A 12,392-nucleotide genomic window follows, 5' to 3' on the forward strand; every position below is an offset into this window, starting at 1 on the left:
TCGTAACCGGCTTTGGCTGGCATCGCAATTCATCCGAACGCTTCATGACCCGCTTCCTGCGCATCCTCGGCATCGAAACCAGCTGCGACGAAACCGCAGCATCCGTCGTGGTTCGCCACGCAAACGGCGAGGGCGAAATCGTCTCCGACGTCGTTTTGTCGCAGCTCGAAGAGCATAGCGCCTTTGGCGGGGTGGTGCCGGAAATTGCCGCGCGCGCCCATGTGGAAGCGCTGGACGGGCTGGTCGAAGAGGCGCTTGCCCGCGCTGGCGTGACGCTTGCCGATATCGACGCGGTGGCGGCAACTGCCGGCCCCGGTCTCATCGGCGGTTTGCTGGTCGGGCTGATGACCGGCAAGGCGATTGCCCGCGCCGCTGACAAGCCGCTCTATGCCATCAATCATCTGGAAGGCCATGCGCTGACGGCGCGGCTGACCGATGGCATTGATTTTCCCTATCTGATGCTGCTGGTGTCGGGCGGCCATACCCAGCTTGTGCTGGTGAAGGGCGTCGGCGAATACGAGCGATGGGGCACCACGATCGATGATGCGCTGGGCGAGGCCTTCGACAAGACGGCAAAGCTTCTGGGCCTGCCCTATCCGGGTGGTCCCGCGGTGGAAAAGGCCGCTCGTGCCGGTGATCCCTTGCGCTTTTCCCTGCCGCGGCCGCTGGTCGGCGAAGCCCGGCTTGATTTTTCCTTTTCCGGCCTGAAGACGGCCGTGCGCCAGGCAGCAACCGCCATCCAGCCGCTGACCGAACAGGATATTGCCGATATCTGTGCCTCCTTCCAGCATGCGATATCGCGCACCCTGAAGGACCGTATCGGTCGCGGTCTTGCCCGTTTTCGCGAGCGCTTTCCCCAGATGCCGCAGCCCGCATTGGTGGTGGCCGGTGGGGTTGCCGCAAATCAGGTGATCCGCACCACGCTGCAGGACCTGTGCGACACGCAGCATTTCCGCTTCGTCGCGCCGCCCATCAGCCTTTGCACCGATAATGCGGCGATGATTGCCTGGGCGGGGCTTGAGCGCATGGCGGCGGGCCTTCCTGCCGATGAGATTTCTGTTGCGCCCCGGTCGCGCTGGCCGCTGGACCAGGATGCCAAGACCCTGATCGGATTTGGAAAACGTGGAGCCAAGGCATGAGCGGACGTGACACGATTGCTGTTATCGGGGCCGGCGCCTTCGGCACGGCGCTGGCCACCGTCATTGCGCTGGAAGGCAAAGCGGATGTGACGCTGATTGGCCGCGATGCCTCGCTGATGGCGGATCTGCGTAATGATCGGGCGCATCACGCAGCCCTTCCGGGCGTCACCTTGCCGGATATGTTGCAATTCTCAGCCGAGCCGGAGGCCCTGCAGGCAGCTGGCATCGTGCTGTTTGCCATGCCATCCCAGGCGCATGGCGATGCCGCACGCCATTACGGCCCCTATTTGGCGGCTGATGCCGTCATCGTCAGCTGTGCCAAGGGCATTGAGCGATCAAGCGGGCGCCTGTTGACGCAAGTGCTGGAACAGGACCTGCCGCATCACCCGATCGCGGTTCTTTCCGGTCCCGGCTTTGCCGCCGATATTGCCCGTGGCCTGCCGACGGCGATGGCAGTGGCTGCCGAAGATACGGCAACCGCCGAGCGTCTGGCGCATAGTCTGTCTGGTCGTACCTTTAGGCTCTATGCCTCGACGGATCGCGCCGGCGTGCAGCTGGGTGGCGCCTTGAAAAATGTCCTGGCTATTGCCTGCGGTGTCGTGGAGGGCGCGGGTCTGGGCGATTCAGCCCGTGCAGCACTGATTGCCCGCGGGCTTGCCGAAATGTCGCGCCTCGTGACCGCCATGGGTGGACAGGCGGAAACCGTGCGCGGCCTTTCCGGTCTTGGCGATCTGGTTCTGACGGCCACCAGCCACCAGTCGCGCAATCTGCGCTTCGGCATTGGGCTTGGGCAAGGGCAGCCGGCAGATATGTCCGGCGGCGCGCTGATCGAAGGTGCCTATACGGCGGCCATTGCCGCGCGCCTTGCCGAACGGCATCAGGTGGAATTGCCGATTACCGATGCGGTGGCGGCCATCATCGAGGGCCAGCTTGGCGTTCGAGAAGCGATGGACCAGCTGATGTCACGACCGATCACCACGGAATAACCGAGAGACAGGAGAACGAACCCATGGCCCTCTTCGCCTTCGTATGCGCCGACAAGCCCGGCCACCTCAACGTCCGCATGGATACCCGCCCCGCGCATGTCGAGCATCTGAACGCGCTGAACGCATCCGGCGTGCTGAAAATGGCCGGCCCCTTTCTCGATAGCGACGGCAAGCCGAATGGCAGCCTGGTGATCGTCGAGGCCGAGACCATCGAAGAGGCGCGTTCCATCGCTGATGCCGATCCCTATACGAAGGCCGGTCTTTTCCAGTCCGTCGAGGTCAGGGCCTTCAACTGGGTCTTCAACAAGCCGGAGGCTTGAAGCGCGCATGGCATACTGGCTCTACAAGTCCGAACCCTTCAAATGGTCCTGGGAAATGCAGAAGGCCAAGGGCGCGGTTGGCGAGGAATGGACAGGCGTACGCAACTATCTGGCGCGCAACAACATGCGCAGCATGAAGATTGGCGACAAGGGCTTCTTCTACCACTCCAATGAGGGGTTGGAGGTCGTTGGCGTGGTCGAGGTCTGCGCGCTCTCGCATCCCGATTCCACGGCGGAAGGCGATCTGCGCTGGGACTGCGTGGATATCCGTGCGGTCTGCGATATGCCGAGGCCCGTGTCGCTCAAGGATGTGAAGGCCAATCCGCGCCTTGAAAAGATGGCGCTGGTCACCTCCATGCGGCTTTCGGTTCAGCCGGTGACGGAAGAGGAGTATTTCGAGGTCTGCCGCATGGGCGGGCTCGACAACCCGCCTCTATCTCCTGCCGAATAGGAGGTCGGCCTGAAGACCGAGCCGCGCGCCTTCATTCTGGCCAATACCAGCCTCGGATCTCCGCCGCATGTGCCGGAGATCCGGCTGCATCTGGCTGACGAGGCGCATGATCTCTGGCTGAAAACGGAAGAGGATCTGGAACAGATCGGTCTTCCGCCGCCCTTCTGGGCCTTTGCCTGGGCGGGTGGTCAGGGGTTGGCGCGTTACGTGCTCGATCATCCGCATATCGTGCTTGGCAGGTCGGTTCTGGATTTCGCCGCAGGCTCTGGTCTTGTGGGGATCTGCGCCCGCATGGCCGGTGCCGCCCACGTGCTGGCCGCCGATATCGACCCATGGGCGCAGGCTGCTGTTGCGCTGAACAGCCAGGCGAATGGCGTTTCCGTCGATTTCACCTCACACAACCTCATCGGCCTGCCGATAGAGCAGGATGTCGTGCTGGCCGGCGATGTCTTCTATGACCGTGCTTTTGCCGCAGAGCTTCTGCCCTGGTTTACCGGGATTGCGGATCGGGGAGGGCAGGTGATCGTCGGTGATCCCGGTCGTGCCTATCTGCCGAAGGAGCGGCTGGAGCCGCTCGCCACCTATCAGGTGCCCGTCACGCGAGCCTTGGAAGACAGCGAAGTCAAGAAGACCACCGTCTGGCGGTTCACCTGACCGGTCAGTTGCTGCCGCGGATAATGCAGATGCCGTTCTCATAGGCGCAGGCATTCGAGGCGTCAAACTGCGTGTCGGCAAAATCCTCGGCCACGGTGATGATCTTCACGCTGGGCGCCCCAAAGGGCAGGCGCGGATCGCGGGTGATATCGACGTCGCTGGCTATATAGATGCCATTGCCCTTCAGCCGCACAGCGGAAATGCCGCCCGAAAACGTGCCGAGCCCGCCAACCACCGAAGGCAGGCCATCGCCTCCCACCACGTCGCGTTGACGGTTCTGGCCGTCATGGCGGGTTCTTTGCCGATCCTGCGCGAATCTGTCGCGGTTGTCCGCTGTCTGTCGATGCATATCCGACCGAGAAGTGCTATCGCTTCTGCTGCCCGTGTATTCATGGCGAGCGGAAACACGTTCGCCGGCCTTGGAGAAACTGGTCGCAGCCAGAACAACGAGGGCGACAAACAGGCCGACTTTCAAAGACTTCGCCAGCATGGTGCGAGCTCCGGTTCGTGTGGTTAACGCAACGTTAACACAAACCGTATTCAATGGATCCTAACTTGGTGAAAAAGTGAAAGATTTTCTGCGTCATCAGTTAATGGCCGCCGTGATAAGACTGAAGTCTGCGGGGTGCTGGAGACCCCAATCGATTAAATTTAAAATCCTTCTGAATTTGGCTTGTGATCTGCCAGTTCGATGGATAAATCACCCGATGATGCAATGCACATATCTTCGGCATGGTGCATTGCCGGACGCGCTCCCGCGTGAATGCGCACCGAACGCCGCGAGGATATGATGGCGAATATGACAAAAAACCGGCCGCTGTCGCCGCATTTGCAAATTTATCGTTTTGTACCCACCATGGCCATGTCGATCATGCACCGCATTACCGGCGGCGCACTGTATTTTGGCACGGTTCTGGTCGCGGCCTGGTTGATTGCCGCCGCATCGGGCGAAGAATACTTCGCCTATGTGAACTGGTTCTTCGGTTCCATCGTAGGTCAGCTTATTCTGTTCGGTTACACCTGGGCAATGCTGCACCACCTGATCGGTGGTCTGCGTCACCTGATGTGGGACCTTGGCTACGGCTTTGACAAGGATTTCGCGACGCTGCTCGCCAAGGCCAATCTGGTGGCCTCCATTGCTCTGACCGTCCTTGTCTGGGCGGTTGTGCTGATCGTTCGCTGAGGAGCTGACTTTATGGATATGCGCACTCCCCTCGGGAAGGTTCGGGGCCTTGGCTCAGCAAAGAGCGGCACCGATCACTTCTGGAAGATACGCACCACTTCGGTGGCGCTTGTTCCGCTCATGCTGTTCTATGTGGTTTTCCTGATCATGTATGCAGGCAAGCCCTATGCTGATGTCGTCTCTGCTCTTTCCAATCCCTTCGTCGCGACCATCAATGCGCTGACGATTATTGCCAGCATCGTGCACATGAAGCTGGGCATGGAAGAGATCATCCAGGATTACATTCATTCGGAAGTGATGAAGCTTGCACTCCTGGTGCTCAACTCGTTCTTCTCGCTTCTGGTCGGCGGTCTCTGTCTTTTCGCCGCCTTGAAGATCGCATTCTGAGGTTCATCTCGTCATGGCATCGATCACTCCCCTTTCGCAGACCGGCAAGGCCTATACCTATGTCGACCATTCCTATGACGTGATTGTCGTGGGCGCTGGCGGCGCTGGCCTTCGCGCGACGCTTGGCATGGCCGAGCAGGGCTTCAAGACGGCCTGCATCACCAAGGTTTTCCCCACCCGCAGCCACACGGTTGCGGCGCAGGGTGGCATTGCAGCCTCGCTGCAGAACATGACGCCGGACAGTTGGCAGTGGCACCTTTACGATACCGTGAAGGGTTCTGACTGGCTCGGCGACGTCGATGCCATGCAGTACATGGTCATGGAAGCGCCCAAGGCCGTCTATGAGCTGGAACATTACGGCGTGCCCTTCTCGCGTAACGAGGAAGGCAAGATCTACCAGCGTCCGTTCGGCGGCCATATGCAGAATTTCGGCGCCGGCCCACCGGTGCAGCGCACCTGTGCCGCTGCCGACCGTACCGGCCACGCCATTCTGCACACGCTCTACGGCCAGTCGCTGAAGCACAATGCCGAATTCTTCATCGAATATTTCGCGCTCGACCTCATCATGTCGGATGATGGCCGCTGCACGGGCGTCGTAGCCTGGAACCTCGATGACGGCACCATTCACCGCTTTGCGGCCAAGATGGTGGTTCTGGCGACCGGCGGTTACGGCCGCGCCTATTTCTCGGCAACCTCTGCCCATACCTGCACCGGCGACGGTGGCGGCATGGTGGCGCGTGCCGGCCTGCCGCTGCAGGACATGGAATTCGTGCAGTTCCACCCGACCGGCATCTACGGCTCCGGCTGTCTGATCACAGAAGGTGCGCGCGGCGAAGGCGGTTACCTCGTCAATTCCGAAGGCGAGCGTTTCATGGAACGCTATGCGCCGTCCGCCAAGGATCTTGCCTCGCGTGACGTGGTCTCCCGTTGCATGACGCTGGAAATCCGCGAAGGCCGTGGCGTTGGCAAGAACAAGGACCACATCTTCCTGCATCTCGACCATCTCGACCCGGCTGTTCTGCATGAGCGCCTGCCGGGGATTTCCGAGAGCGCCAAGATCTTTGCCGGCGTTGACGTGACGCGCGAGCCGATCCCTGTTCTGCCGACCGTTCACTACAATATGGGCGGCATTCCGACGAACTATTGGGGCGAAGTGCTGAACGCCGATAGCAACAATCCGGAACGGCTGCTGCCGGGCCTGATGGCCGTTGGCGAAGCCGGGTGTGCATCCGTGCATGGGGCAAACCGTCTCGGCTCCAATTCGTTGATCGATCTCGTGGTGTTTGGCCGCGCGGCCGCTATCCGCGCCGGTCAGGTCATCGATCGCGTGTCTCCGGTGCCGGCCCTCAATGTCGCCGCCTGCGACAAGATCATGGATCGTTTCGACGGTCTGCGTCATGCCTCGGGTGCAACGCCGACAGCGGTGCTGCGCGACAAGATGCAGCGCGCCATGCAGGATGATGCCGCCGTGTTCCGCACGCAGGAATCGCTGGAATCGGGCTGCAAGCGCCTGTCGGCGATCTGGGGCGAGATGAAGGATCTGAAGGTCACCGACCGTTCGATGATCTGGAACTCGGATCTGGTCGAGACGTTGGAACTGCAAAACCTCATGGCCAATGCCATCACGACTGTCTACAGCGCCGAAGCGCGCAAGGAGAGCCGTGGCAGCCACGCCCGCGAGGATTACACGGATGGCGCCTTTGCCGGTCGTGATGACGTGACCTGGCGCAAGCATTCGCTGGCCTGGGTCTCCGAAGCCGGTGACGTGAAGCTTGATTACCGTCCGGTGCACACAGAACTTCTGACCGGTGGTATTGATCCTGCAAAGATCGAACCGAAGGCGCGTGTGTACTGAGATGCGGAAGATTGCCTTTCTTTCGCTTGTAATCGCCGCTGTTGTCGATGCGCAGCCTTTGATCGCCGCGGAGTCATACAAGCTGCGCGCTCCCGGCGGGATTGAGGCGCGCACCAGCAACGAAGTTGGCGTCTGGAAATCGGCGAAGGCAGCCAAGGGCGCCCACGAATCTTTGGTGATCGATAACCAGTTCATGTCAAAAGAACTTGCCTGCATCGTGCGCCCCGGCACCAAAGCTGAGGTGCTTGAGCGTGCCGAATCGGTTGCCATGGTTCGGGCCAGCAACGCGATGTTCGGCGGATGCAAGGGTTATGTGAAGACGGACTTCCTGTCGGCAAACTAGGATTTTATCATGGTAGAACTCGCTCTCCCGAAAAACTCCCAGATGACTGAGGGTAAGGTCTGGCCAAAGCCGGCCGGCGCCCAGAACGTCCGGGAATTCCGTATCTACCGTTGGAACCCGGATGACGGCCAGAATCCGAGCATCGATACATTCTATATCGACGTAGACGATTGCGGCCCGATGGTTCTCGATGGTCTGCTCTATATCAAGAACAATATCGATCCAACGCTGACGCTGCGACGCTCCTGCCGCGAAGGCATTTGCGGTTCCTGCGCCATGAACATCGATGGTGCCAATACGTTGGCCTGCACCAAGGGCATGGACGATGTGAAGGGCACCGTGAAGGTCTATCCGCTGCCGCATATGCCGGTGGTGAAGGATCTGGTGCCGGATCTGACCAATTTCTATGCCCAGCACCGTTCCATCGAGCCCTGGCTGAAGACGGTATCTCCGCCGCCGGCCAAGGAATGGAAGCAGAGCCATGAGGACCGCCAGAAGCTGGATGGTCTTTACGAGTGCATCCTGTGCGCCTGCTGCTCGACGTCCTGTCCGAGCTACTGGTGGAATGGCGACCGCTATCTCGGTCCTGCCGTCCTGCTGCAGGCCTATCGTTGGCTGATCGATAGCCGAGACGAAGCCAAGGGTGAGCGATTGGACAATCTGGAAGATCCCTTCCGTCTCTATCGTTGCCACACGATCATGAACTGCGCCCAGACCTGTCCAAAGGGTCTGAACCCGGCCAAGGCCATCGCCGAAATCAAGAAGATGATGGTCGAGCGTCGAGTCTGACCTTTCTCATCTGGCCTCTTGACCTCACGCGGTTGCGTCCCATCTGCGTGAGGTCGAGTCTGAATTGAAGCATTAGCGTCTTTCCATGGCTTGATTTGACACAACCTTTGACGATAATTCGAAGGTAGGCGTGCGCGTGGTGCGGGCGAAGGCGATATTGGGAGCTTTATAATGCAGTTGAGATATGTGGTGACCGGTGTTTTGGTCGCAGTATCGCTGGCCGGCTGCCAGCGGACCTCGTCCAATCCTTATAGCGATCTCCCGTCGCCGGCGCCCCTGCAGGCTCAGCCTGTTCCCTCCGTTCAGGCAGGGCAACTGCCGCCGCCGGGCATTGATGATCCTTCGCAGTTTCCAGCTGCACCGGCGTCCAATACGGCTGTGGCCTCGCTGCCGCCCGGTGGTGCCGGCGGCGCAGCACCGGCCACAGCGCTCGACGTCACAAAGGAATCCATGGTTGGAAACTGGCGGGTCAGCAGCGGCGGTGCAAGCTGTGACATGTTCCTGACGCTTACCAATCTCGGCAGCGGTGCACGTGGCGGAACGCGCGGCTGTGCCGGCGATCTCACCATGATGGGGTCCTGGGAAGTGTCCGGCAAAACGGTGCTGTTCAAGAACCGCAATGGCGATGTCATTGGTCGGGTCTACAAGAGCGCTGATACCCGCTTTGACGGAACGACCAATTCCGGGCAGCCGCTGAGCCTCAGCCGATAGACCGGGAGCCTTCGTGCTGCCGCGCCACAGGGCCTTTCAATGGCACAACTCCCAGACTACAATAACAGCGTCAGCGATGAGCTGAACTCGCTTACCTCTGCCGGCACGCTACAGATGGACGGTGCCCAGATGGCGGTTGCCGGAAAGCTCGATCATGTGCTGGCGCAATTGCGCGAGCGCGTGCCGGCTAGGAAGGCCAGCGCTCTCGGCTGGCTGTTTGCCAAGAAGAGCAGGCGCTCTGACCAGGGCATTCACGGTCTTTACGTTTATGGTTCCGTCGGGCGCGGCAAGACCATGCTGATGGACATGTTTTTTGCCAAGGCAACGGTGAAGCGCAAACGCCGCTGCCATTTTCATGAGTTCATGGCGGATGTTCATGGTCGCATCCATGCGCATCGCCAGAAGCTGAAGGCGGGGGAAACGAAGCAGGCCGATCCTGTGCCGCCGGTTGCCGCGCAATTGTTTGCCGAGGCCGAGCTTCTGTGTTTTGACGAGTTCTCGGTGACGGACATTGCCGATGCGATGATCCTGGGGCGGTTGTTTACCGAATTGTTTTCGCTCGGTTGCGTGCTTGTCGCGACCTCGAACGTGGCGCCGGATGATCTCTATCGAGATGGCCTCAATCGGAGCCTGTTCCTGCCCTTCCTCGTCCTGCTGAAGCAGTATGTCGATATCACCTCGCTCGATTCGCCGATCGATTACCGCATGGAAAAGCATGCAAGCCTGCCGGTCTATCTTTCGCCGCTCGGCGGACAGGCCGAGATTGCCATGCAGGCCGCCTGGCGGCAGGTGACGAATGGCGTAAAGGGAGCGCCGGACGAGATCCTGCGCAAGGGCCGTAGCATCCATGTGCCCTGTGTGGCCGGTCGTACGGCGCGTTTTTCCTTTGCAGATCTCTGTGAGAAACCGCTTGGCGCGGCAGATTATCTGGAGATTGCCGCCCGTTACGATGTGGTCTTCGTTGAGGGCGTGCCCATGCTGGGACCTGAAAAACGCAATCAAACCAAGCGTTTCATTAATCTTGTCGATGCATTCTACGACAAATCGGTCCGCATTTTCGTCACTGCTGCGGCCCAGCCTGACGCACTATTGACAGAAAGGCATGGTATCGAGGGTTTTGAATTCGACCGGACAATTTCGCGTCTCTTCGAGATGCGAAGCCCGGATTATCTTGCGCTGCACCACGAGAAACGTGATGCAGGTTAATGTTTTGGTGACAAAATTTCTTACGTTTACGTAAGAATTTTATCGTCTAAACGATTGAAAATGCTTCACCCAAAAGAATCGGTTGCCATTTTTTGGCATAAAAGCTATGCGGATTGCCGACATCGGTCGACAGCTTTCATGCCGGCCGTGCATTCGAATGGAGAGGAAGCTTTTCGATGGCTCGCAAGAAGATTGCACTTATTGGTTCCGGCATGATCGGTGGCACGCTGGCGCATTTGGCCAGTCTGAAGGAACTGGGCGACATCGTCCTGTTCGACATTGCCGACGGCATTCCGCAGGGCAAGGGTCTGGATATCGCCCAGTCGGGTCCGGTTGAAGGCTTCAATGCCAAGCTGTCGGGCGCCAGCGATTACGCCGCGATCGAAGGTGCAGACGTCTGCATCGTCACAGCCGGTGTTGCCCGCAAGCCCGGCATGAGCCGTGACGACCTGCTCGGCATCAATCTGAAGGTCATGGAACAGGTTGGCGCCGGCATTGCAAAATATGCCCCGAACGCCTTCGTGATCTGCATCACCAACCCGCTCGACGCCATGGTCTGGGCGCTGCAGAAGTTCTCCGGCCTGCCGAAGAACATGGTCGTCGGCATGGCCGGCGTCCTGGATAGCGGCCGTTTCCGCCTGTTCCTGTCGGAAGAATTCAATGTCTCCGTTCAGGACGTCACGGCATTCGTGCTGGGTGGCCACGGCGATACGATGGTGCCTTTGGCGCGCTACTCCACGATCGGCGGCATTCCGCTGACTGACCTCGTCAAGATGGGCTGGATCACCGAGGAGCGTCTCGAGCAGATCATCCAGCGCACCCGTGATGGTGGTGCTGAAATCGTCGGCCTGCTGAAGACAGGTTCTGCCTATTACGCGCCGGCTGCATCGGCCATCGAGATGGCTGAATCCTACCTCAAGGACAAGAAGCGCGTTCTGCCTTGCGCGGCCTATCTGTCGGGCCAGTACGGCGTTAACGACATGTATGTCGGCGTTCCGACTGTCATCGGTGCTGGCGGCATCGAGCGCGTTATCGAAATCGATCTCAACAGCGAGGAACAGGCCGCCTTCCAGAAATCCGTCGGCGCCGTTGCCGGCCTCTGCGAAGCCTGCGTGGCCATCGCGCCTTCCCTCAAGTAATCGCCTTCCGGCCTAAGATCCAAGGACTAGACGATGAACATTCATGAATATCAGGCCAAGGCTCTTCTGAAGAGCTACGGCGCGCCGGTCGCTGAAGGCGTGGCGATCTTTTCTGCTGAAGAAGCCGAAGCTGCTGCAAAGCAGCTGCCCGGCCCTCTTTATGTGGTCAAGAGCCAGATCCATGCTGGCGGCCGCGGCAAGGGCAAGTTCAAGGAACTTCCGCCCGAAGCAAAGGGCGGTGTTCGCCTGGCTTTCTCGATCGATGAAGCCAAGAGCCACGCCAAGGAAATGTTCGGCAACACGCTGGTGACCGCGCAGACCGGCGAAGCCGGCAAGCAGGTCAACCGCCTGTATATCGAAGATGGCGCCGACATTGCCCGCGAACTTTATTGCTCGCTGCTGGTCGATCGTTCGGTTGGCCGCGTTGCCTTCGTCGTTTCGACGGAAGGCGGCATGGACATCGAAGCGGTTGCCCATGATACGCCGGAAAAGATCCACACGATCGCGATCGATCCGGAAACCGGTGTGACGGCAGCAGACGTTGCTGCCATTTCCAAGGCTCTCGAGCTTTCGGGTGCAGCCGCTGAAGACGCAAAGTCGCTGTTCCCGATCCTCTACAAGGCCTTCACCGAGAAGGATATGGCCCTCCTCGAGATCAACCCGCTGATCGTCATGAAGAGTGACAATCTGCGCGTTCTCGATGCGAAGGTTTCCTTCGACGGCAATGCCATGTTCCGCCATGACGACGTCAAGGCGTTGCGCGACGAGACCGAAGAAGACGCCAAGGAAATCGAAGCCTCTAAGTGGGACCTCGCTTACGTGGCGCTCGATGGCAATATCGGTTGCATGGTGAATGGTGCAGGCCTTGCCATGGCAACCATGGACATCATCAAGCTGTACGGCAAAGAGCCGGCAAACTTCTGCGATGTTGGTGGTGGCGCCGGCAAGGAGAAGGTGGCTGCAGCTTTCAAGATCATCACGGCTGATCCGAAGGTCGAGGGCATCCTCGTCAACATCTTCGGCGGCATCATGAAGTGCGATGTCATTGCTGAAGGCGTCGTTGCCGCCGTTCAGGAAGTTGGCCTCAAGGTTCCGCTGGTCGTGCGTCTCGAAGGCACCAATGTCGAGCTTGGCAAGAAGATCCTCAACGAATCGGGTCTGGCGATCACCGCTGCCGACGACTTGGACGACGCTGCCAAGAAGATCGTCGCGGCGATCAACGCCTAATC

At 59.7% G+C, this 12,392-nt stretch carries 15 protein-coding genes; 14 read left to right on the forward strand and 1 reads right to left on the reverse strand.

Annotated elements, in window-relative coordinates; genetic code table 11:
* The first annotated feature begins 44 nt into the window (after positions 1-44).
* From tsaD to E8M77_RS04370, 5 genes are read left to right on the forward strand one after another with little or no spacing between them, the layout of a single operon-like run.
* Positions 45-1,139 carry a tRNA (adenosine(37)-N6)-threonylcarbamoyltransferase complex transferase subunit TsaD gene (tsaD, locus tag E8M77_RS04350; RefSeq protein WP_137129501.1) on the forward strand — a complete coding sequence of 365 codons (1,095 nt, stop codon included), beginning with the start codon at positions 45-47 and terminating at the stop codon, positions 1,137-1,139.
* Entirely contained in the window at positions 1,136-2,125 is a 990-nt protein-coding gene (locus E8M77_RS04355) for an NAD(P)H-dependent glycerol-3-phosphate dehydrogenase (protein ID WP_137129390.1), read from the forward strand. Before tsaD ends, E8M77_RS04355 begins: the two co-directional genes overlap by 4 nt.
* 23 nt (positions 2,126-2,148) lie before the next feature.
* Positions 2,149-2,445 carry a YciI-like protein gene (locus tag E8M77_RS04360; RefSeq protein WP_137129391.1) on the forward strand — a complete coding sequence of 99 codons (297 nt, stop codon included), beginning with the start codon at positions 2,149-2,151 and terminating at the stop codon, positions 2,443-2,445.
* Between the two features lie 7 nt (positions 2,446-2,452).
* A complete protein-coding gene (locus E8M77_RS04365) occupies positions 2,453-2,896 on the forward strand; it encodes an EVE domain-containing protein (RefSeq protein ID WP_137129392.1) in 444 nt (147 codons plus the stop codon).
* A gap of 9 nt (positions 2,897-2,905) precedes the next feature.
* Positions 2,906-3,550 carry a methyltransferase gene (locus E8M77_RS04370; RefSeq protein ID WP_137129393.1) on the forward strand — a complete coding sequence of 215 codons (645 nt, stop codon included), beginning with the start codon at positions 2,906-2,908 and terminating at the stop codon, positions 3,548-3,550.
* 4 nt (positions 3,551-3,554) lie between these two features.
* Here E8M77_RS04370 and E8M77_RS04375 read toward each other — a convergent pair whose 3' ends face one another.
* Entirely contained in the window at positions 3,555-4,040 is a 486-nt protein-coding gene (locus tag E8M77_RS04375; RefSeq protein WP_137129394.1) for a hypothetical protein, read from the reverse strand.
* A gap of 300 nt (positions 4,041-4,340) precedes the next feature.
* Here E8M77_RS04375 and sdhC point away from each other — a divergent pair, with 300 nt between their 5' ends.
* The 9 genes from sdhC (at position 4,341) to sucC (ending at position 12,390) form a co-directional block, all read left to right on the forward strand.
* Positions 4,341-4,733: a succinate dehydrogenase, cytochrome b556 subunit gene (gene sdhC / locus E8M77_RS04380; protein ID WP_137129395.1), complete on the forward strand. Its 393-nt coding sequence runs from the start codon at positions 4,341-4,343 to the stop codon at positions 4,731-4,733.
* A gap of 12 nt (positions 4,734-4,745) precedes the next feature.
* Positions 4,746-5,120, forward strand: coding sequence for a succinate dehydrogenase, hydrophobic membrane anchor protein (sdhD, locus tag E8M77_RS04385; protein ID WP_137129396.1), 375 nt, complete (start codon positions 4,746-4,748; stop codon positions 5,118-5,120).
* 13 nt (positions 5,121-5,133) lie between these two features.
* Positions 5,134-6,975, forward strand: a complete 1,842-nt coding sequence (gene sdhA / locus E8M77_RS04390) for a succinate dehydrogenase flavoprotein subunit (protein WP_137129397.1) — start codon at positions 5,134-5,136, stop codon at positions 6,973-6,975.
* 1 nt (position 6,976) lies between these two features.
* Positions 6,977-7,318 carry a succinate dehydrogenase gene (locus E8M77_RS04395; RefSeq protein WP_137129398.1) on the forward strand — a complete coding sequence of 114 codons (342 nt, stop codon included), beginning with the start codon at positions 6,977-6,979 and terminating at the stop codon, positions 7,316-7,318.
* A gap of 9 nt (positions 7,319-7,327) precedes the next feature.
* Entirely contained in the window at positions 7,328-8,107 is a 780-nt protein-coding gene (locus E8M77_RS04400) for a succinate dehydrogenase iron-sulfur subunit (RefSeq protein ID WP_137129399.1), read from the forward strand.
* A 171-nt stretch (positions 8,108-8,278) separates the two neighbouring features.
* Complete coding sequence (locus tag E8M77_RS04405) at positions 8,279-8,818, forward strand: protease inhibitor Inh/omp19 family protein (RefSeq protein WP_137129400.1); 540 nt, start codon at positions 8,279-8,281, stop codon at positions 8,816-8,818.
* Between the two features lie 39 nt (positions 8,819-8,857).
* Entirely contained in the window at positions 8,858-10,024 is a 1,167-nt protein-coding gene (gene zapE / locus E8M77_RS04410) for a cell division protein ZapE (RefSeq protein WP_137129401.1), read from the forward strand.
* Positions 10,025-10,200: 176 nt separating this feature from the next.
* Positions 10,201-11,163 carry a malate dehydrogenase gene (gene mdh / locus E8M77_RS04415; RefSeq protein WP_137129402.1) on the forward strand — a complete coding sequence of 321 codons (963 nt, stop codon included), beginning with the start codon at positions 10,201-10,203 and terminating at the stop codon, positions 11,161-11,163.
* 33 nt (positions 11,164-11,196) lie between these two features.
* A complete protein-coding gene (gene sucC / locus E8M77_RS04420; RefSeq protein ID WP_137129403.1) occupies positions 11,197-12,390 on the forward strand; it encodes an ADP-forming succinate--CoA ligase subunit beta in 1,194 nt (397 codons plus the stop codon).
* The last annotated feature ends 2 nt before the right edge of the window (positions 12,391-12,392 follow it).

The sequence above is a fragment of the Rhizobium sp. FY34 genome (assembly GCF_005222845.1).
Taxonomy (GTDB): domain Bacteria; phylum Pseudomonadota; class Alphaproteobacteria; order Rhizobiales; family Rhizobiaceae; genus Neorhizobium.

What these genes read in the sequence shown, in the direction of transcription:
- E8M77_RS04360 (WP_137129391.1), top strand. Translation starts at nt 2,149, where the DNA reads ATGGCCCTCTTCGCCTTCGTATGCGCCGACAAGCCCGGCCACCTCAAC.
- E8M77_RS04395 (WP_137129398.1), top strand. Translation starts at nt 6,977, where the DNA reads ATGCGGAAGATTGCCTTTCTTTCGCTTGTAATCGCCGCTGTTGTCGAT.
- E8M77_RS04400 (WP_137129399.1), top strand. Translation starts at nt 7,328, where the DNA reads ATGGTAGAACTCGCTCTCCCGAAAAACTCCCAGATGACTGAGGGTAAG.
- sucC (WP_137129403.1), top strand. Translation starts at nt 11,197, where the DNA reads ATGAACATTCATGAATATCAGGCCAAGGCTCTTCTGAAGAGCTACGGC.
- tsaD (WP_137129501.1), top strand. Translation starts at nt 45, where the DNA reads ATGACCCGCTTCCTGCGCATCCTCGGCATCGAAACCAGCTGCGACGAA.
- zapE (WP_137129401.1), top strand. Translation starts at nt 8,858, where the DNA reads ATGGCACAACTCCCAGACTACAATAACAGCGTCAGCGATGAGCTGAAC.
- sdhC (WP_137129395.1), top strand. Translation starts at nt 4,341, where the DNA reads ATGGCGAATATGACAAAAAACCGGCCGCTGTCGCCGCATTTGCAAATT.
- mdh (WP_137129402.1), top strand. Translation starts at nt 10,201, where the DNA reads ATGGCTCGCAAGAAGATTGCACTTATTGGTTCCGGCATGATCGGTGGC.
- E8M77_RS04375 (WP_137129394.1), bottom strand. Translation starts at nt 4,040, where the DNA reads ATGCTGGCGAAGTCTTTGAAAGTCGGCCTGTTTGTCGCCCTCGTTGTT.
- sdhD (WP_137129396.1), top strand. Translation starts at nt 4,746, where the DNA reads ATGGATATGCGCACTCCCCTCGGGAAGGTTCGGGGCCTTGGCTCAGCA.
- sdhA (WP_137129397.1), top strand. Translation starts at nt 5,134, where the DNA reads ATGGCATCGATCACTCCCCTTTCGCAGACCGGCAAGGCCTATACCTAT.
- E8M77_RS04405 (WP_137129400.1), top strand. Translation starts at nt 8,279, where the DNA reads ATGCAGTTGAGATATGTGGTGACCGGTGTTTTGGTCGCAGTATCGCTG.
- E8M77_RS04355 (WP_137129390.1), top strand. Translation starts at nt 1,136, where the DNA reads ATGAGCGGACGTGACACGATTGCTGTTATCGGGGCCGGCGCCTTCGGC.
- E8M77_RS04365 (WP_137129392.1), top strand. Translation starts at nt 2,453, where the DNA reads ATGGCATACTGGCTCTACAAGTCCGAACCCTTCAAATGGTCCTGGGAA.